This is a genomic window from Salinibaculum sp. SYNS191, assembly GCF_037338445.1.
In the GTDB taxonomy this organism is placed as follows: Archaea; Halobacteriota; Halobacteria; order Halobacteriales; family Haloarculaceae; genus Salinibaculum; species Salinibaculum marinum.
This window is the reverse complement of sequence record NZ_CP147838.1, coordinates 3,771,582-3,789,545: the sequence shown is the minus strand read 5'-3', so window position 1 is coordinate 3,789,545 and position 17,964 is coordinate 3,771,582. Positions and strand designations below refer to the sequence as shown.

The 17,964-nt window shown below is 67.5% G+C and carries 18 protein-coding genes; 8 read left to right on the top strand and 10 right to left on the bottom strand.

Going from position 1 to position 17,964, the window contains the following annotated elements; translation table 11 throughout:
* Window positions 1-13: 13 nt before the first annotated feature.
* The 7 genes from WDJ57_RS19605 to WDJ57_RS19575 form a co-directional block, all read right to left on the bottom strand.
* The gene (locus WDJ57_RS19605) at window positions 14-1,870 is read right to left on the bottom strand and encodes an acetyl-CoA carboxylase biotin carboxylase subunit (RefSeq protein ID WP_338902689.1); all 1,857 of its coding nucleotides are present in this window, start codon (window positions 1,868-1,870) and stop codon (window positions 14-16) included.
* A gap of 1 nt (window position 1,871) precedes the next feature.
* Window positions 1,872-2,150 (bottom strand): acc operon protein, encoded by a 279-nt coding sequence (locus tag WDJ57_RS19600; RefSeq protein ID WP_380630236.1) that lies wholly within the window; start codon window positions 2,148-2,150, stop codon window positions 1,872-1,874.
* A gap of 10 nt (window positions 2,151-2,160) precedes the next feature.
* Window positions 2,161-3,699: an acyl-CoA carboxylase subunit beta gene (locus tag WDJ57_RS19595; RefSeq protein WP_380630235.1), complete on the bottom strand. Its 1,539-nt coding sequence runs from the start codon at window positions 3,697-3,699 to the stop codon at window positions 2,161-2,163.
* A gap of 359 nt (window positions 3,700-4,058) precedes the next feature.
* The gene (locus WDJ57_RS19590) at window positions 4,059-5,387 is read right to left on the bottom strand and encodes a sodium-dependent transporter (protein ID WP_338902685.1); all 1,329 of its coding nucleotides are present in this window, start codon (window positions 5,385-5,387) and stop codon (window positions 4,059-4,061) included.
* A 50-nt stretch (window positions 5,388-5,437) separates the two neighbouring features.
* Complete coding sequence (locus tag WDJ57_RS19585; RefSeq protein ID WP_338902684.1) at window positions 5,438-6,148, bottom strand: SDR family oxidoreductase; 711 nt, start codon at window positions 6,146-6,148, stop codon at window positions 5,438-5,440.
* A gap of 63 nt (window positions 6,149-6,211) precedes the next feature.
* A complete protein-coding gene (locus tag WDJ57_RS19580) occupies window positions 6,212-6,955 on the bottom strand; it encodes a GNAT family N-acetyltransferase (RefSeq protein ID WP_338902683.1) in 744 nt (247 codons plus the stop codon).
* A gap of 77 nt (window positions 6,956-7,032) precedes the next feature.
* Entirely contained in the window at window positions 7,033-7,992 is a 960-nt protein-coding gene (locus WDJ57_RS19575; RefSeq protein WP_338902681.1) for an NADPH:quinone reductase, read from the bottom strand.
* 83 nt (window positions 7,993-8,075) lie between these two features.
* On the opposite strand from WDJ57_RS19575, the gene WDJ57_RS19570 reads away from it, so the two are divergent.
* A complete protein-coding gene (locus WDJ57_RS19570; RefSeq protein WP_338902680.1) occupies window positions 8,076-8,732 on the top strand; it encodes a glycerophosphodiester phosphodiesterase in 657 nt (218 codons plus the stop codon).
* Window positions 8,733-8,767: 35 nt separating this feature from the next.
* Here WDJ57_RS19570 and WDJ57_RS19565 read toward each other — a convergent pair whose 3' ends face one another.
* The 3 genes from WDJ57_RS19565 to WDJ57_RS19555 form a co-directional block, all read right to left on the bottom strand.
* A complete protein-coding gene (locus tag WDJ57_RS19565; RefSeq protein ID WP_338902679.1) occupies window positions 8,768-10,258 on the bottom strand; it encodes a DUF7289 family protein in 1,491 nt (496 codons plus the stop codon).
* A gap of 109 nt (window positions 10,259-10,367) precedes the next feature.
* Complete coding sequence (locus WDJ57_RS19560; RefSeq protein ID WP_338902678.1) at window positions 10,368-11,093, bottom strand: hypothetical protein; 726 nt, start codon at window positions 11,091-11,093, stop codon at window positions 10,368-10,370.
* Window positions 11,086-12,564, bottom strand: a complete 1,479-nt coding sequence (locus WDJ57_RS19555) for a protein kinase domain-containing protein (RefSeq protein WP_338902677.1) — start codon at window positions 12,562-12,564, stop codon at window positions 11,086-11,088. The genes WDJ57_RS19560 and WDJ57_RS19555 overlap by 8 nt, the downstream gene beginning before the upstream one ends.
* Window positions 12,565-12,759: 195 nt before the next feature.
* Between WDJ57_RS19555 and WDJ57_RS19550 the strand changes: the two genes are divergently transcribed.
* The 7 genes from WDJ57_RS19550 (at window position 12,760) to WDJ57_RS19520 (ending at window position 17,928) form a co-directional block, all read left to right on the top strand.
* Window positions 12,760-15,075: a methyl-accepting chemotaxis protein gene (locus WDJ57_RS19550; RefSeq protein WP_338902676.1), complete on the top strand. Its 2,316-nt coding sequence runs from the start codon at window positions 12,760-12,762 to the stop codon at window positions 15,073-15,075.
* A 2-nt stretch (window positions 15,076-15,077) separates the two neighbouring features.
* Window positions 15,078-15,776 (top strand): bacteriorhodopsin, encoded by a 699-nt coding sequence (locus tag WDJ57_RS19545; RefSeq protein WP_338902675.1) that lies wholly within the window; start codon window positions 15,078-15,080, stop codon window positions 15,774-15,776.
* A 39-nt stretch (window positions 15,777-15,815) separates the two neighbouring features.
* A complete protein-coding gene (locus WDJ57_RS19540) occupies window positions 15,816-16,718 on the top strand; it encodes a 3-hydroxyacyl-CoA dehydrogenase family protein (protein ID WP_338902674.1) in 903 nt (300 codons plus the stop codon).
* A 53-nt stretch (window positions 16,719-16,771) separates the two neighbouring features.
* Window positions 16,772-16,951, top strand: coding sequence for an HVO_2753 family zinc finger protein (locus WDJ57_RS19535; RefSeq protein ID WP_338902673.1), 180 nt, complete (start codon window positions 16,772-16,774; stop codon window positions 16,949-16,951).
* A 2-nt stretch (window positions 16,952-16,953) separates the two neighbouring features.
* The gene (locus tag WDJ57_RS19530) at window positions 16,954-17,220 is read left to right on the top strand and encodes an elongation factor 1-beta (protein ID WP_338902672.1); all 267 of its coding nucleotides are present in this window, start codon (window positions 16,954-16,956) and stop codon (window positions 17,218-17,220) included.
* 64 nt (window positions 17,221-17,284) lie between these two features.
* Complete coding sequence (locus WDJ57_RS19525) at window positions 17,285-17,575, top strand: 50S ribosomal protein L21e (protein ID WP_338902671.1); 291 nt, start codon at window positions 17,285-17,287, stop codon at window positions 17,573-17,575.
* Window positions 17,572-17,928: an RNA polymerase Rpb4 family protein gene (locus tag WDJ57_RS19520; protein ID WP_338902670.1), complete on the top strand. Its 357-nt coding sequence runs from the start codon at window positions 17,572-17,574 to the stop codon at window positions 17,926-17,928. The genes WDJ57_RS19525 and WDJ57_RS19520 overlap by 4 nt, the downstream gene beginning before the upstream one ends.
* The last annotated feature ends 36 nt before the right edge of the window (window positions 17,929-17,964 follow it).

Below are 17,964 nucleotides of genomic sequence, written 5' to 3'. Positions count from 1 at the left end.
CGCGTCCGGCCAGTCAGTCGAGGACGACCAGCAGGTCGCCCATGTCGACGCTGTCGCCCTCGCCGACGGCGACTTTCTCGACGACGCCGCCCGACTCCGCGACGACGTCGTTCTCCATCTTCATCGCCTCCAGCACGAGCAGGACGTCGCCCGCGGCCACCTCGTCGCCCTCGGCCACGTTCACGTCGAGAATCGTCCCCTGCATCTCGGCGGCCACCTGCTCGCCGTCTGCCGCTGCCGCGCCACCGCTGCTGTCGTCGCCCGGCCCCGCTCGCTCGGGGCGGGGCTGAGTGCCGCCACTGTCACCGGCCGCCGCGGCGTCGATGTCGATGGCGGGCGCACCGCGCTCTTCGAGTTCGACCTCGAAGCGCTTGCCGTTGACCTCGACGGTGAACTCCCGCTCTGTGACCTCCTCGTCGTCGGCGGGCGCCGCCGTCTCGGTGCCCCACTTCTCCTGGGCCTCGTCGATGCGCTCGGGGTCGAGGTGGTTGTCGAGGTACTTCGTGGTGTGGCGGCCGGTGACGAATCGCTCGTCGTCGAGCATCAGCCGGTGGAACGGGATGACCGTCACGATGCCCTCGATGTCGAACTCGGCCAGCGCACGCTTGCCGCGCTCGATGACCTCCTCGCGGTCTTCGCCGCTGACGATGAGCTTGGCAATCATCGAGTCGTAGTCGGTCACCAGGTCGTCACCCTGTCGCAGCGCGTCGTCCATCCGGACGCCGATGCCGCCCGGCGGGTCGTACGTCTCCAGCGAGCCGCCGGTGGCGGGTGCGAAGTCGTCAGCGGCGTTCTCGGCGTTGATTCGGAACTCCATGGCGTGGCCGCGGACCTCAACGTCGTCCTGGGCGAAGGCCAGTTCGTCGCCCTCCGCGACGCGAATCTGCCACTTCACGATGTCGATGCCCGTGATCTCCTCGGTGACGCAGTGTTCGACCTGGATGCGCGTGTTGACCTCCAGGAAGTAGAAGTTCGTGTCCGGCCCCAGCACTTCACCCGGCTCGCGGTCCTCGTCCTCCTCGACGAGGAACTCGACGGTCCCCGCGTTGGTGTAGTCGGCCTCGCGGACGCCCCGGCGGGCGGCCTCGCCGATTTTCTCCCGGAGTTCGTCCGACAGCGCCGGACTCGGTCCCTCCTCGATGACCTTCTGGTGGCGCCGTTGCAGCGAACAGTCGCGCTCGCCCAGATGCCGGACGTTGCCCTGGCTGTCCGCGACGATCTGCACCTCGATGTGGCGCGGGTTCTCCAGGTACCGCTCCAGATACACCGAGTCGTTGTCGAAGTATGCCTCGCCCTCGCGCTTGGCGCTCTGGAGCTGGTCGGCCGCTTCGTCCGCGGCGTGGACGACCTTCATGCCGCGGCCGCCGCCGCCACCCTCTGCCTTGATAGCGACGGGATAGCCGTATTCGTCGCCGAAGGCCTCGACTTCTTCGGGGTCCTCCACGGGGTCGGTCGTCCCGGGGACGATCGGCACGTCCGCGCTCTGCATTATCTGGCGGGCCTTGGTCTTCTCGCCCAGCCGTTCCATCGCGTCGCTGGCGGGGCCGATCCACTGGACGCCGTCGGCGTCTTCGACCTTCCCCGCGAAGGTGGCGTTCTCGGCGAGGAAGCCGTAGCCCGGGTGGATGGCGTCGGCGCCGGACCGCTGTGCGGCGTCGATGATGGCGTCGTGGTCGAGATACGAGTCGGCGGCCCGCGCCGGGCCGACGTTGTAGGCCTCGTCGGCGTAGCGGACGTGGCCGCCGTGTTTGTCCGCCTCGCTGTAGACAGCGACGGTGTCGATACCGAGTTCTTCGCAGGCGCGCATGACGCGCACGGCAATCTCTCCACGATTCGCGACGAGTACCTTGTCGAATCCGTTGTCAGACATGTTAGAATCGCTCCGTTCGTCCGCTGGCCGCCCATTCGTCCGTCGGTGCGTTCGCTGGCACGCGCTCCCCCCGGCCGGTCAGCCCCTCCAGGCGACCGGCGTAGGCCCACCGCTTGCCGTCCCAGGTCTCCGCTTCGCCCGACTGCGCGGCGAGGGCCGCCGCCGCTGCCTGCTGGTCGCGCAGGTGCGTCCCGATTGCTGCGGCGATGGCCGCCGCCTCCTCGACGGTGGCCGTCTCCGGCACGGCGAGCGTCCCGTCGTCGGTGTCGAGCGTGAGCATGTCGGCGGCCTCAGAGTGGGATGTTGCCATGTTTCTTGTCGGGCTGTGATTTGCGTTTCGAGCGCAGCATCTCCAGGTCGGAGACCAGTTGCGCGCGGGTGTCCTTCGGTTCGAGCACGTCGTCGACGAAGCCGCGGTCCGCGGCCGTGTACGGATTGGCGAACTGCTCGCGGTAGTCGTCGATGAGTTCCTGCCGGCGCTCGTCGGCGTCCTCTGCCGCTTCGAGTTCGTCGCTGTAGAGGACGTTCACCGCGCCCTGCGGCCCCATGACGGCGATTTCGGCGGAGGGCCAGGCGTAGTTGACGTCCGCGCCGATGTGTTTCGACGCCATGACGTCGTAGGCCCCGCCGTAGGCTTTCCGCGTGATGACGGTCATCAGCGGAACCGTCGCCTCGGAGAAGGCGTACAGCAACTTCGCGCCGTGGTTGATGATGCCGTTGTGCTCCTGGTCGGTGCCGGGCATGAACCCGGGGACGTCCACGAACGTCAGGATGGGGATGTTGAAGGCGTCACAGAAGCGGACGAACCGTGCGCCCTTGATGGACGCCTCGATGTCGAGCGTGCCGGCGTTGACGCGGGGCTGGTTGGCGACGACGCCGATGGCGTGGCCGTCCAGGCGGGCGAAGCCGATGGCGAGGTTCCGCGCGAAGGCCTCCGCCACCTCGAAGAACGAGCCCTCGTCGACCACCTCGTCGATGACGTCGGTCATGTCGTAGGGCTTCTGTGGCTGGTCGGGGACGATGTCGGCGATCGCCTCCGAGCGGCGCTGTGGGTCGTCCCAGGGGTCGACGCGGGGCGGGTCCTCGACGTTGTTCTGTGGGAGATAGGAGAGCAGGTGGCGGATGTCGTCCAGCGCCTCCTCCTCGTCGGCGGCGGTGAAGTGCGCCACACCGGACTCCGACGCGTGGGTGTTCGCGCCGCCGAGTTCGTCGAAGCCGACCTGTTCACCGGTGACCGTCTCGATGACGTCCGGGCCAGTGATGAACATGTGGCTCGTGTCCTGGACCATCATGATGAAGTCCGTGATGGCGGGCGAGTAGACCGCGCCGCCGGCGCAGGGCCCCATGATGGCCGAAATCTGCGGGATGACGCCGCTGGCCTGCTGGTTGCGGTGGAAGATTTCCGCGTAGCCGGCGAGCGAGTCGATGCCCTCCTGAATGCGGGCACCAGCGGAGTCGTTGAGGCCGATGACGGGCGCGCCGGTCTCCATGGCCTTGTCCATGACCTTGGTGACCTTCTCCGCGAACACTTCGCCGAGCGACCCGCCGAAGACGGTGAAGTCGTGGGCGAAGACGAAGACGGTGCGGCCGTTGACCTCGCCGTAGCCCGTGACCACGCCGTCGCCCTTGTACTCCTCCATGTCGAACTTCTGGGTTCGGTGGGTGCGGAACTGGTCGAACTCGGTGAAGGTGCCGTCGTCGAGGAAGTAGTCGATGCGCTCGCGGGCGGTCAACTTGCCCTTGTCGTGCTGGGCCTGGATGCGCTCCTCGCCGCCGCCCTTTTCGGCCTCCTCGCGGAGTTCCCGCAACTCCTCGATACGCTCCTCCATCGTCATTGGGACTGCCTCCCGACGGTCATTGGGAGTCACAAACAGCACCCACGGGAAAAGGATTCCGCAATCAGAAAACGGTGATTCGTCAACCGTCGAATTCGCGGCGCTAGACCACCGCTACGGCGGGGTCGGACCTGTGCGCCGCCGCCTGCTGAGTCCGCCCCCGTGACGTTCGTCCGGGGAACCCCCACAAATCCCGTTGCTAGTCCGCCTGTGCAGCGCTGTCGGACACACCTAGGCGTCTAGGTCAGGCCACCGGTTGCCCCGGCGCTACGACGATAATCGAATGTCACGGAAGATGATTAGAAACCGGCTCCGTCGGTGTGGATACCGCGGTCGCGTGGGCCCGCCGTCGGTCACACCGGCGGCACGATGTCGCCGCCGAGCAGCAGCGTCTCCAGGCCGAGCGCCAGCGTGGCGACCACGGCGAGGACGACGACGGTCCGGACGGTCCAGAGCCAGACCGGGCCGAGCCAGCCGGTGTCGCTGCCCAGCAGGAGTTGTTCGACGGCCTCGTCCGCGAGCACCCAGCCGACGAAAAGCAGCAACAGAAGCACCGATAGCGGCAGGAACAGCTTGTAGGCGAGCGTGTCGAACCAGCCGAGCCAGGCCGTGTCCCACGCCGACGGCAGTCCCATCACGAAGAGGACGGTCCCCGTGAGGACTGCCAGCCTGGGCCGGGACACGGTCGAATGGTCCGTCGCGTAGGAGACGACGACCTCCATGAGACTGATGGCGGAGGACAGCGCCGCGATGAGGACGACGCCGAAGAAGACCATCCCGAGCAGTCGTCCGCCCGGGACCTGACTGAAGGCGTTGGCCATCGCGACGAAGATTGCTTCCGCCTTCGTCGTGTTCGGGTCGATGCCGTTAGCGAACAGCACCGGGAACACGACGAGCCCCGCGAGGACGCCGATGAGCGTGTTCATGACGACGATGACCCCGCCGTCGACGAACAGGCTGGTGTCTTCCCCGACGTACGACGAGTAAGTTATCATGATAGCCATCCCCAGCGAGAGGGTGAAGAAAGCCTGCCCGACGGCGAAGGGGACGACGTCGCCGGCGTTGGCGAGGAGCGTGCTGAAGTCCGGGTTCAGAAAGTACGAGTAGCCGGCCGCGGCACCGGACTGGGTCGCCGCCCAGACGGCCAGGCCGAGCATCATGACGACGATGCCGGGGACCATCACCTTCGTCGCGCGCTCGATGCCGCTGTTGACGCCGAGGGCGACGACGGTGACCGTCGCCGTCATGAAGAGGCCGTGGAACAGAATCGCCTCCGGACCGGTGGCGATGGCCCCGAAGTACTGCCCCGGCGCGTCGAAGTACCCGCCAGTGACGCTCCCGATGAAGTAGCGTCCGACCCAGCCCCCGACGACGCTGTAGTAGGAGACGATCCAGAACCCGATGAACGCGCCGAACGCGCCGATGACCCGCCACCGCGGGTGGCCGAGTTTCCGGAACGCGTCGACGGCATTGGCTTTCGTCTTCCGCCCGACCACGAACTCTGCCAGCAGGGCAGGCAACCCGATTCCGACGACGGCCACCAGGTAGACCACGAGGAACACCGCGCCCCCGTTCGAGGCCGTCTTGAACGGGAACTGCCAGATGTTGCCAAGCCCCACTGCGCTCCCGATTGCCGCGACGAGAAAGCCCACCCTCGTCGCCCACGTCGCTCGTTCACTCATGCGGCTGAACGTCTACGATGGGGGGTGATATGCCCCTCGACTCCGCCGCGTCAGGCTTCGCCGTAGACCGGGACCGCCGCGCCGCTCGTGACGCCCGCGGCGTCGGAGGAGAGGAACATGACGACCTGCGCGATGTCGGCGGGGTCGACCCACGAGTCGTGGTCGGCGTCGGGCATCATCTCGCGGTTCATCGGCGTGTCGATGACGCTCGGCATGATGGCGTTGGCGCGGACGCTCCCGACGTTCTCCTCCGCGACCGTCTCGGTGAGCAGTCGGACGCCGGCCTTGGTCGCGCGGTAGATGCCGTCGCCCTCGCCGCCCTCCAGCGAGGAGCGCGCCGAGACGCTGACCACGGCACCGCCCGACTCCTGGAGGTGCGGGACCGCGTGCTTCGTCGCGAGGAACATCGTCTTGAGGTTCACGTCGAAGAGGAAGTCGAAGGTGTCCGCATCTGTCTCGTGTATCGGGGTCCCGCCGCGCCAGGTCCCCGCGATGTTCGCCAGCGCGTCGAGGCGGCCGTGGTCGTCGACGATGCTCTCCACCGCGGCCTGGACCTGGGCCTCCTCGGTGAAATCGCCCTGGTAGAAGTCGATGCGGTCGGGGTCGGCGAGCAGGAAGTCCTCGCTGTCCTGTTCCACCACGTCCGCGCCGCAGACCGTCGCGCCCGCGTCCAGGAACGCCTCCGCGACTGCGCTTCCCAGCGCGCCGCCCACGCCGGTCACCAGCACGACGTCACCGCTGAAATCGAACGAGACTGACATACACACCCGTTGGCGCGCCGCAGGAATAAAACGTGCCGCCGGCGGTCCGCGCCCGGAAGCGTCTCAGCGCCCGAGGTGCCGGGCCATCATCACCTCGTCGACGTCCGTCCCGTCGACCCTGTAGTGGTCACGGCGGCGCGCTTCTTCAGTCCACTCGTAGGACCGGAGGAACTCGATGGCGGCCTCGTTGGTCGCCGGGAGCGACTGGTGGACCTTCTCGTACCCGTGTGCGGCCGCCCAGGAGAGTCCCCGGTGTAGCAGGTGGCTGCCGATTCCCCGACGGCGGTGGTCCGCCTCGATGCCGAGGGTCAATTCGGCTGTGTGGCGGAGTTTCGCCACCTCCGGGGACTCGACGTGACACCAGCCGACGACCTCCTCCTCGACGGTCGCCACGAAGAACATCCGTGATTCGAGGTCGTTGTGGCGGATGAGCGCCGCCTCGCGGTCGAGTTGTTCCGCGACCGTCTCGGCCTCGATGTAGGTCCGTTCGGCCGTGACCGCCTGGATGACGTCGACGACGTCGGGGAAGTCCTCCTGTCTGGCCGGGCGAATCTCGAACTGGAGTGTCTCCCTCGCGAACTCCTCGGTGGCTCCGCCGTCGAGCGCGACGCGGAGCAGTCCGTCCCGTTCCTCCAGATAGCCGTCCCGCTTCAGGATGTCGACGAGCTGTCGGAAGCGGTCCGGCGAGACCCGGACGATGTCGGCGTCGGAGAGCTCCGGCGGTCGTACTGCTCCGTTCCGTTCGATGTACTCGTAGATGCGCCGCCTGTCGCTCGTGTCGAACTCCGGGCGGTCCGTGGCTCTCATGCTGCCCGCGACTTCGACCCCCTCCCCCTTTTACTTTGTCACGTGGTGGCATACAACAAACAGGTGGGACGGGACTCTCAGGGGACGACCACGAGCTTGCCGAGGTAGCTGTCCTCGACGACTGCGCGGTGGGCCTCGTCGACGTTGTCCAGCGAGTACCGCCGGGCGACGACGGCCGCGAGGTCGCCGTCGGCCATCAGCGTCGCGAGGCTGTCTAGCACGGCCCCGACGTCCGGCGTGTTGAACATGCTCACGTGGTGAAAGGAGAGGGACTTCCCGCGACACCGCGGGACGTTGTCGTGGGTCGCCCGGAGGTCCCGGTTCCCGATGACCGCGATGCGTCCGTCCTGGGCCGCGACCCGCGCGTCGAAGGGGAGGTACTCGTCGAAGCGGTGGTCCAGAATCACGTCGGGGGCACCGGCGTTCCCGACCGCTTCCGCGAGGTCGTCCCGTCGGTAGTCGAAGACGCTGTCGGCTCCCAGTTCCCGGAGGCGGTCGTGGTAGCCCGTCGAGGCCGTCGTCGTGACGGTCGCACCCGTCGCGGCCGCGAGCTGGACGGCGACGTGACCTACGCCGCCGCTGCCGCCGTGGACGAGACAGGTTTCGGCCGGCCGGAGGTTGCAGGCCTCTACGAGCGTCTGCCACGCGGTCACGCCGACGAGCGCCGTCGCCGCGGCCGTCTCCGCCTCGACTCCCTCCGGAATCCTCGCGAGCAGTTCCGCCGGGACCGCGACGTACTCCGCGCAGGTCCCCGGCAGGTCGTTCCCGAGCCCCGTCGCGAACACCCTGTCACCCACCTCGTACCCGCTGGCGTCCGGGCCGGTCTCGACGACGGTGCCGGCCACGTCCGACCCCGGTATCCAGGGGAGCCCACCCGGCTGGAACGTCTCGCCGTCGCGGAACTTCGTGTCGACGGGGTTGACCGACGCGGCGGCAACCTCTACCAGTACCTCGTCGTCGTCCGGCGTCGGTCTGTCGACCTCTTCGACCTGCAGCACGTCTCTCCCGCCGTGGTCGTGGTATCTGACTGCCTGCATGTGGAGTGGCTGGGACACCGAGCACAATAGTTCTGTCCTGCGGGACCGGTACTGTTCTTCCGCTCGCGTGCGTAGCCGGGCACGTGCGCTGTATCGCCCACCGCGGCTTCGCCGGCGTCAACCCCGAGAACACGGTGCCGGCAGTCCGCCGCGCCGTCGAGGCCGGTGCCGACGCTATCGAAGTCGACGTCCGTCGCTGCCGCAGCGGCGAACTCGTCGTCGTGCACGACGCGACGGTCGACCGCGTGACAGACGGCAGTGGCGCAGTCGCGGACCTCCCGCTGTCCGAACTCGCGTCGCTGGACGTCCTCGGGACCGGACGCGGCATGCCGACGTTGCAGGCGGTCGTCGACGCGGTGCCAGCGAGCGTCGGACTCAACGTCGAACTCAAGGAGACCGGGTTGGCCGGGGACCTGCTGTCGGTCGTGGGCGACCGTGACGACGTTCTCGTCTCGTCGTTCGACCCGCAGGCGCTCCGCGAGGTCGCCGACCGTTCCGAGTGTCCGCTGGCCCTGCTGTGCGCCGAACGGGCGGGGGCAATCGAAACCGCCGAGTCGCTAACCTGTGCGGCGGTGCACCCACACCACGGGTTCTGTGACGACGCCCTCGTCGCGGCGGGCCACGACGCTGACCTGAGGGTGAACGCCTGGACAGTCCGCGATACCGCCACGGCCGCTCGGCTCCGCGACTCGGGCGTCGACGGCCTCATCTCGGACGCGCCGTCGTACTGTCGCGTCTGAGCGCCGCCTCAGTTCCCGGCCCTCTGAACTGTCGCTCAGTCTTCGGACACGTCGATGCGGTTCTCCGTCACGTGGAGGTACGTGATGTCGTTGATAGCCGTGAACTCCACGGAGATGTCCATCGACCCGTCGTAGGTCAGTTTGCCGTTGCCGACTGCCGTGGCCTCCTCCACCACGACGCTGCCGACGATGTTGCCGTTACATTTTGAGTTGCCATTCCCCTTACCATTCCCTTTGGAAGCGCCACAGGCACCACCACCGTTGATTTCGAACTCCGACCCCGGTGCGTAGATGACGCCGGTGAACTGTGGTGTGCCACTCGCTGCTGCGACAGTGTCCCCGTCAGAGTGGACCATCACGAGCAGGTCCGACGCGTTCCCGCCCGTGTTCACGGCAGCGTTGCCGCCCGCGGTCACGTCCCCGCGGACGTAGAACCTGACCGTCCCGTTGGACCCGGTGATGGACTGGTCCAGATTCCCGGGACCGCCGGTGCCAGTGAACGTCAGGCTGCCATTGACGACGACGGTCACGTCGCCGCCGGCCGTGTCGAACTCGGCCCCGCTCTCGACGGTCAGCGGGCCGTCCGCGTAGTACGTCCCCTCGGCGAGCGTGCTGGATAGCGGACTGGAGATATTGGTGCAGGTCCCCGCCTCGCAGTCCTCGATGTGAGAGTCGATTTCGCGGTCGGGCATCGGGCGGTTCGCACCGACGACCGTCGGCCCCTCGAACTTCGCGTTGCCGGTGGCGGAGATGGCGTCGCTGTCGTTGGACGTCGCCGCCACCGCGTACTCGAAGTTCTCCTCGACGGGGACCGTCAGCGTCACTTCGACTGTCTCGTTGGCCGGGTCGTGGTCGACGCTCCCCTCTGTCCTGCTTTTGAAATACTCCGCCCAGCCCTCGTGATAGGCGCTGGTGACCCGGACGACGACTGCCCCTTCGTCGAGTGGATTCTGGCTGGCGGCGTCCGGGAAGACGCGGTCAGTGCCGTTGTCCCGAACCTGCAGCGTGGACGCCGCCGACATGGACCCGGCCTCGCCGGTCACGCGGACGATAGGGAAGGTCAGTGTCGCGTTCCGGTAGTGGAACTCGGGCACCGAGACCATCGTGGAGTAGTCGCCGGTGCGTCGCCAGACGCCCCCGCCCTGGTAGGCGACGACGCTCTCGTCCGTCTCGTACCTGACCGCTCCCAGCGGTTCGCTGACCAGCGTCCTCTCGGACCCTGTTTCGTTCCGGTAGAGGACCTGGAGTTGTCCGGCGGACTCGGCGACGTCCACGCTGCCGCCGTCGCCCCGTCCGAGCGTGACCGACTGTGACGGCGACCCGCCCAGCGCGACCTGGCTCGCGCGCGTGTCGAACAGCGTCATCACGTTCTCCGTCCGGTCGAGCGTCGCCTGTCTCTGGAGGTCGTCGAAGGCGACGGCGCCCAGCGCCACGGTGAGCGTCGCGCCGCTGATGACCAGCCCGAGCAGGAGCGCGAACCCGACCACGTTCGACACGCCCCTGGAGCGGCCCTGGAGGAAACTCATGCGCCCGAATTCTTCACGCACCCACTTACTTAATTCGAGTCTTTTCTCGCTGTGAAATAGCCCGCTGCGCTCCACAGTGTGACGTACAATCAGACGCTGTCCGGCGGACTCAGAGCCCGGCGAGGTTCTGCCGGAGCTTGATGGTAGCCGTCATCATCGCGGTGGCGGTCATGATTATGAAGACGACCTGGACGTGGAGGATGACGATGCGGTCGAGACCGAACGGGTCGGCGAGGTTGACGATGCCGACCAGCGCGGCGAAGGCCAGCACCGGGAGGAGGTGGCGCAGCAGCGAGTCGAGCATCGTCCCCTGGAGCCGGGCCGTGGATATCTGGTCCCGGTAGAAGACGAGCCCGTAGCCCAGAAAGGCCAGCGCCCCCAGACTCTCGACGGTCGCCGTGAGGTCGGAGATGCCGAACTCGAACAGCAGCACCGCCTGGCCGATGACGACGGCGACGAAGGCCGCGCGGGCGAACCGTTCGGACGGGTGTGCCTGCGCCGCACCCCCGTCGGCACTGGTCGCGGTGTAGTGAATCTGCCGGATGGCGAAGGCGAGCAGCAGGGTCGTCGCCAGCATCGGGACGCTCTTGTAGGGCACGTCGAGGCTGGTGATGATTTCGAGGAGGCCGACGGCACCGTACAGCGCGGCGAACAGCCCGATGTACAGCAGGTGGCTCCAGATGGGTGCCTGCATCTCCAGTTCCGTCTGTGCCCGGTTCCGGAAGGCGTAGTACGCGAAGCGAACCCCCAGCACCGTCAGCAGCGCTAGCCCGACGAAGAAGATGAACGTCAGGTTGGCGTTGCCGGCGACGAGTTCGAGCCCGATTTCAACCATCCGGCGCTCCCCCCCGGATGCCCGAGAGCTCCTGTTCGAGGTGCTCCACCGTCTCGTATCTGGTCAGTTTCTGCGTCGCCATCGCCTTGGCGACGACGTCGTCGAGCGCGGCCGGGACCTCGTCGTCGATTCTGCTCGGCACCGGCGTCTCGGCGTCGAGGACGTCGTCCCGGACCTGCTCGAACTGGCCGCTGTAGGGCGGCTGTCCCGTGACCATGTAGAACAGCACCGCGCCGAGGTGGTAGACGTCGGTGGCCGGGCCGATGCGGCCGTACTGCCGGTCGAAGTACTCCGGCGCGGCAAAGCGCGGGTCCAGCATGAGCGTGGGCTGGAAGTGGAACCGGAAGGCGTTGACGAGGCCGACGTTGTCCAGAAACGGCGGCTGGTTGTCGGGGGACTCGACGACGTCCTCGGGGTAGATGACGTTCCCGGGGTCGATACCGCCGTGGACCACTCCCCGGCGGTGGAGCGACGAGACGGCACCCGCGAGGTCGATACCGTCGGCCAGAACCTGTTCGGGCGGGATACGACCTATCTCGGACAGGGGTTCCCCGGTGAACTGGGTGGCGACCCAGGGCCGCGGCTCGACGCTCCAGTCGAGGACCGACACCACGTGCGCGTTGTCGGAGACGGCCGCCCAGTTCGCGAGTTCTCGTTCGACCCGGCGGCCGAACTGGAGCCGCGCGCCGTCGCCCTCGGGCCGGTGCAACAGCCTGAGTGCGACTGCCTGCTCCTCGCCGCTCTGGCCCACGAGCGCCTCGTAGACGTCGGCGTACCGGCTCCGCTCCCGCGTCGCCAGGATGTGGAGCTTGTCGAAGCGACTCCGCGTCGCTATCGACGACACCTCCGAGCGTTGCTGTGCCATCGGACCGCTGCCTCCGCCGGCGGCGGCCGGGGAGTCCGCCGGCGCTTCGTCGTCGGCGTCGCCCTCGTCGTGACCCGGGTCGCGCTCGCGTTCCCGTTCGGTCTGCTCGCGCTCCTCCTGCACCCGGTCGGCGTAGGCCGCCCGCGGGTCACCGGCGTCGTCGGCCCCCGCGACGCGGGTCCGTCCGACGCCCTGTCTGGTGTGGTCGCGGCTGTAGTAGTTCGCCCGCGTGAAGTTCCCGACCCGCGGGAGCGGGATGTCCCCGCGGTCGCGCTCCTCCTCGTCCATCTCGTCGAGGATGGTCTCGACCTGTTCGGAGTACAGCGTGGAGATGTAGTCGAGCGTGGTCGTCAGTTCCAGCGAGACGTACTCCGCGTCCAGTCTGTCGCTCAGCCGCCGGACGAGGTACTCGATGGTGTCATCGTCCTCGATTTCGGTCGCGAGAAGACAGCACGCCCAGGCGGCACACAGCCGTGTGACCCGCTCGTCGGACTCGAACAGCCCGACAATCCGGGGAAGCCGGGACTTCCCCGCTGCCGGGTCCTGCAGACAGTCGACGAGCATCCCGTACGGGTCGTCCAGCTCGTCGGGCCCAGGTGTCTCCATGTGACTCGATTCGTCTACGATTGACGACAGTCTGTCTTGATTGTTTTGGAAGTTACTATCACGATACCATGGTTTTAAGTGCGAAAGCGATTCGGTCGGAAGCGCTCTAGTCACCGGACTGTAGGCCTCTCGTCCATTATCAGCACTGAAATTTCGGAGCTGGTGCTTAAATACGTACCACAAACATATAGAGTGATGACAGCCGATGGAAGTTCGCTCCTCCCTGCCTTCGTCAGGCGGAGTTACACGACGCGTCTCGGGGTGGCCCTCGCACTCGCGGTGCTTGCGATGGTCGCCTTCGGACTCGTCGTGAGCACGCAGGCGTCTGCGACGCTCGACGAGGACGTCGAGAACGACCTCACGTCCCTGTCGGCGTCGCAGGCAGACCAGCTCGACGAGTGGTTGAGTAACACACAAAGTTCCATCAGAGCCACGTCCGCACACCCGGCCCTGTCGGACGGCGGTCCCGGCGACGCCAACGACTACCTCCGCTCGCTCGCCGACCGCGGGGCCTTGCCGGGCAACACCGTGGCCGTCCACTATCTGAACACGAGTTCGGGCGTCTTCGAGGCGAGTTCGCGCGAGCAGTTCGTGGGCGTCCGGCCGGCCGAACAGGGGGCCGCGTTCGCCACCTCACCCCCGTCGTTCGAGGGGCCGGACGACACCTACGTCTCCCGGCCGTTCACCGTCCCGCTGGTCGACCACCCGATAATCTCGGTCCTCTCGCCGGTTCCCGGTGACGAGGACCACGCCGTCGTCTACATGGTCGACCTCCGCGAGCGGGCGGGGTCGGTCTCGGCACAGCGCAACAGTTCGTTCACCGTCGTCGTGAACGAGGAGGGGCAGTACATCTCGCATCCGAACACGAGCAAGATTCTGACCGGGAGTCAGACGGACCCCTCGACGGTGCAGGGACTGGCCCCTGGCGAGAGCGACTTCGTGGCGATGGACGAGGTACTGATGGGCGTCACGAAGATGGACCAGGCCGACTGGACCGTCATGACCCACCTCGACAAAGAGGACGCTTACGCGCTGTCGAGCCAGATCAACTCCGACCTCATCGGACTCATCTTCTTCGCCGTCATCACGCTGGGACTCGTCGGCGTGACCATCGGGACGAACACCATCGTCTCGCTGCGGCGCATCTCCTCGAAGGCGCAGGCGATGGGGGACGGTGACCTCGACGTGGACCTCGCGACGACCCGCGACGACGAGTTCGGGACGCTGTACGACTCCTTCGACCAGATGCGGGCCTCGTTGCGCGAGAAGATAGCCGAGGCCGAGCAGGCACGCGAGGACGCCGAGGCGGCCAGACAGGAGGCCGAGCAGGCCCGGGCGGAGGCCGTCGAGGAGAGCGAGGTGGTCCGCGAGATGAACGACCGCCTCGAAGCCAAGGCTACCGAGTACCGGCGGGTGCTCGACGACGCCGCGAGCGGCGACCTGACACAGCGGGTCGACCCCGAGAGCGAGAACGACGCGATGGCGTCCGTCGGCGAGGAGATAAACGCCACGCTGGCGGCCCTGGAGCAGACGATAGCGGACATGCAGTCGTTCGCACGGAACGTCCTCGACGCGACCGGCGAAGTCGACGACAACGCCGAGCGCGTCGACGACGCGAGCGCGCAGGTCAGGCAGTCCATCGACGAGATCTTCGACGGAGCCTCCGAGCAGAATCAGCGCCTCCGGGACGCGGCTTCAGAGATGGAGGGGCTGTCCGCCACCGCCGAGGAAGTCGCCTCCTCGGCACAGGAGGTCGCGGACACCTCCCAGGCGGCAGCGGAACTGGGCGAGAGCGGTCGAGAGGCCGCACAGGCGACCATCGAGGAGATGAACGCCATCGACGAGCGAACCGACGAGACAGTCGAGGAGATCGCGGCGCTGGCCGACGACCTCGACGAGATAAGCGACATCGTCGACCTCATCACCGACATCGTCGAGCAGACGAACATGCTGGCGCTGAACGCCTCCATCGAGGCCGCTCACGCCGACGCGGACGGCGACGGGTTCGCCGTGGTCGCCGACGAGATAAAGAACCTCGCGGAGGAGACCAAGGAGGCCGCGGGCGACATCGAGACGCGCATCCAGCGCATCCAGGACCAGGCCGGCGACACCGTCGAGACGATGGAGGCCACCAGCGACCGCATCACGAGTTCCGTCGCGACGGTCGAGGAGGCCGTCGACGCCCTGGAGACCATCGTCGAGTACACCGAGGAGGTCGACGTCGGCATCCAGGAGATAGACGACGCGACGGAGGAGCAGGCCCACACGACACAGCGGCTGATGGAGATGATAGACGACCTCTCGGACATCAGCGAACAGACCGCAAGCGAGGCCGACGTCGTCGCAGACGCCGCGGAGGACCAGTCGGACTCCATCTCCGAGGTGTCCGCGTCGGCGTCGGAACTGCGCGGCCGCGCGGAGGAACTGGAGGACGTACTGGAGCGGTTCTCGGTGACTGCGGAGGCATCGGCCGAACGTGACTTGACCGCACGAGCGAGCGTGGACGACTGACAATGGCATCGATAGAACTCTGGTTTACACTCGGAACGGCTGGCATGGCGCTCGGAACACTGGTGCTCGCCTACGGGCTGCGGTTGCTGCCGCGGTCGCAGTGGCGACGGTACAGCATCCTCATCGCGGTGCCCGGTATCGCCGTCGTCGCGTACGCGCTGATGGCCCTCGACGTCGGCGCTGTCGAGACGGCCGTCGGCGGCACCGCCTTCATCCCGCGGTACGTCGACTGGCTGCTGACGACGCCGCTGCACATCCTCTATCTCGGTCTCTTCGCCGGGGCGGCACGTGGCGTCATCGGGCGTGCCGTCGGGCTCCAGACGGCGACCATCGTCCTCGGACTCGCGGGCGCGCTCGTCGCCGCACCGCTGAAGTGGGTGCTGTACGCGGGCGGACTGGTCACTTTCGCCGGCGTCGTCTACTACGCCTACGGCGACTTCGGCGAGGCCGCCGAGAGGCAAGGCGGCGCGACGGCGGCGCTGTACCGGAAGCTCCGTGCCTTCCTCGTCGTGCTGTGGCTCGTCTACCCGCTCATCTGGCTGGTCGGGCCGAACTCCCTGGTGCTGATGGACGTCGAGACAACCGCGCTCGTCGTCACCTACATCGACATCGTCTCGAAGGTCGGCCTGGGACTCATCGCGCTGAACGGCCAGCTCGCCTTCGACGACAGTGCCGCTGTCACGGGCGCGCCGGGCGACTGACGGCAAACGCTTAACCTGCCGGCGGACGCGACGGTTCGCATGGACGTTGCTGTGCTCGGAGCGGGGTCTCTCGGCCGGGCAATCGCGCAGGTGTGTGCGGTCGCCGGACATGACGTGGCGCTGCAGGCCGACGACGCCAACGCCGCGATGGACGGCCTCGACGACATCGAGCGGCGACTGGACGACCCGGATGTCCCCGACGCCGACGCTGTCCGCGACCGCCTGACCGCGACGACGGGCGTGGAGGCGGCCGTCTCCGGTGCCGCGGTGGTGGTCGAGACGACCACGACCGACGCGAGCGCACTCCAGGGGATTCTCGCCGACATCGAGGAGACCGTCGACAGGGAGACGCTCGTGGTCCCGAGTGCGACAGGCGTCTCCGTGACGGCAGCGGCCGCTGGTCTACGCCACCCCGACCGCGCCATCGGTCTCCAGTTCCGGGACCCGCTCGCCGCCCCGCTGGTCGAGGTGGTCGTCGCGGACCAGACGAGCCAGTCGACCTGCGACCGCACCGAACGGTTCGTCGAGGGGCTGGACCGGTCGCCGGTCGTCGTGCGAGACGGGCCCGGCGTCGCCGCGACGCGGCTGGAACTCGCCCTGGAGGCGGAGGCGATGCGACTCGTCGCGGAGGACATGGCCGGCGTCGCGTCCGTCGACGGCGCGCTCGAACTGGGCTACGGCCACCCGATCGGGCCCCTGGAGCGGGCCGACAGCGCCGGCTTGCGCGGTCGCCTGGAGACGCTGGAGTTCCTGGCTGCGGAGGTGGGGCCCCGGTTCGACCCGCCGGGGCTGCTCCGGGACCTCGTCGCCGACGGCAAGACGGGCGCACCGAGCGGCGAAGGCTTCTACGTCTGGGAGAACGGCGAGGCGACCGAACCCGCTCTCGCGGGGCCGGACGTCCCAAGTCGGGACCGCCAGCCGGACGACCCGGGCCAGGAGTGAGCGGCCCGCGCCGTTTGACAACGGTTAAAAGCGGCCGCACGATATGAGGGGGTATGAGCGAGAGCGAACAGAAACGAACGCAGAAGTGCATCTCGTGCGGGCTCAACATCGCCGGCACGAACGCCGCCGCGTTCAAGTGCCCCGACTGCGGGCACCAGATTTACCGCTGTGCGAAGTGTCGCAAGCAGAGCAACCTCTACGAGTGCCCCGACTGCGGGTTCACGGGACCGTAACAATGGGAAAAGTCGCTGCCAAAGTCAAGGTCATGCCGCAGAGCCCGGACGTCGACCTCGACGAACTCCAGGACCGGCTCGAATCGGTCCTGCCCGAGGGCGCGAAAATCAAGGGCTTCGAACGCGACGACGTCGCGTTCGGCCTCGTCGCGCTCCTGCCGACGGTCATCGTCGCCGACGACGCCGGCGGCACCGAGGCCGTCGAGGAGGCCTTCGAGGGCGTCGACGGCGTCGAGAGCGTCTCCGTCGAGAACGTCGGCCGGCTCTGATCGGGCCGCTCTCGCCCGCGTAACGCACGTTTTATAAGGACGACCAGACTACCACTCCGCAGGAATGCCTAACTCTAACGGACCACTCCAGGGAACACGGAACAAGCTGAAGAACGACCCCCGAAAGAGCGGCACCTCGCCGCCCCAGCAGGCCGTCGAGGAGTACGAGGAGGGCGACTCCGTCCACCTCAAGACGGACCCGAGCGTGCCCGACGGTCGCTACCACCCCCGTTTCGACGGCCACACCGGGACCGTCGTCGGCAAGCAGGGCGCAGCGTTCAAGGTGCGCATCAACGACGGCGGCAAGGACAAGACCATCATCGTCAAGGCCGCCCACCTGAGCCGGCAGGAATGACGATATTCAAAGAGAAGGTCGACGAGGAGCACCTCACCATCGCCGAGACCAAGGAGATACTCGCGGACATCGAAGTCGAGCGCGCGGCGGACGAGGACCGCGAGATGCGCTACGAACTCGCGCGTGCGCTCGAACACGTCAACCGCTTCGCCACGCTCGACGCCGAGGAGTCCCGCGAGTTCGTCGACCAGCTGCTGGAACTGGACAAGGTCGACGAGGCCACGGCGCACAAGATTGTCGACCTCAAACCCCAGGACCGCGACGAACTCCGCGCCGTCTACGCGCAGGAGCGGTTCTCGCTGTCCGGCGACGAACTGGACGACATTCTCAACGTCGTCAAGCAGTACGTCTGACATCCCGCTCAGGTTTAAGTGAGCGGTCCCCCTACA

Bases quoted from the DNA above. Each gene is read 5' to 3' on its own strand.
- WDJ57_RS19605 (WP_338902689.1), bottom strand. From the start codon at position 1,870: ATGTCTGACAACGGATTCGACAAGGTACTCGTCGCGAATCGTGGAGAG.
- WDJ57_RS19600 (WP_380630236.1), bottom strand. From the start codon at position 2,150: ATGCTCACGCTCGACACCGACGACGGGACGCTCGCCGTGCCGGAGACG.
- WDJ57_RS19595 (WP_380630235.1), bottom strand. From the start codon at position 3,699: ATGGAGGAGCGTATCGAGGAGTTGCGGGAACTCCGCGAGGAGGCCGAA.
- WDJ57_RS19590 (WP_338902685.1), bottom strand. From the start codon at position 5,387: ATGAGTGAACGAGCGACGTGGGCGACGAGGGTGGGCTTTCTCGTCGCG.
- WDJ57_RS19585 (WP_338902684.1), bottom strand. From the start codon at position 6,148: ATGTCAGTCTCGTTCGATTTCAGCGGTGACGTCGTGCTGGTGACCGGC.
- WDJ57_RS19580 (WP_338902683.1), bottom strand. From the start codon at position 6,955: ATGAGAGCCACGGACCGCCCGGAGTTCGACACGAGCGACAGGCGGCGC.
- WDJ57_RS19575 (WP_338902681.1), bottom strand. From the start codon at position 7,992: ATGCAGGCAGTCAGATACCACGACCACGGCGGGAGAGACGTGCTGCAG.
- WDJ57_RS19565 (WP_338902679.1), bottom strand. From the start codon at position 10,258: ATGAGTTTCCTCCAGGGCCGCTCCAGGGGCGTGTCGAACGTGGTCGGG.
- WDJ57_RS19560 (WP_338902678.1), bottom strand. From the start codon at position 11,093: ATGGTTGAAATCGGGCTCGAACTCGTCGCCGGCAACGCCAACCTGACG.
- WDJ57_RS19555 (WP_338902677.1), bottom strand. From the start codon at position 12,564: ATGGAGACACCTGGGCCCGACGAGCTGGACGACCCGTACGGGATGCTC.
- WDJ57_RS19550 (WP_338902676.1), top strand. From the start codon at position 12,760: ATGACAGCCGATGGAAGTTCGCTCCTCCCTGCCTTCGTCAGGCGGAGT.
- WDJ57_RS19545 (WP_338902675.1), top strand. From the start codon at position 15,078: ATGGCATCGATAGAACTCTGGTTTACACTCGGAACGGCTGGCATGGCG.
- WDJ57_RS19540 (WP_338902674.1), top strand. From the start codon at position 15,816: ATGGACGTTGCTGTGCTCGGAGCGGGGTCTCTCGGCCGGGCAATCGCG.
- WDJ57_RS19535 (WP_338902673.1), top strand. From the start codon at position 16,772: ATGAGCGAGAGCGAACAGAAACGAACGCAGAAGTGCATCTCGTGCGGG.
- WDJ57_RS19530 (WP_338902672.1), top strand. From the start codon at position 16,954: ATGGGAAAAGTCGCTGCCAAAGTCAAGGTCATGCCGCAGAGCCCGGAC.
- WDJ57_RS19525 (WP_338902671.1), top strand. From the start codon at position 17,285: ATGCCTAACTCTAACGGACCACTCCAGGGAACACGGAACAAGCTGAAG.
- WDJ57_RS19520 (WP_338902670.1), top strand. From the start codon at position 17,572: ATGACGATATTCAAAGAGAAGGTCGACGAGGAGCACCTCACCATCGCC.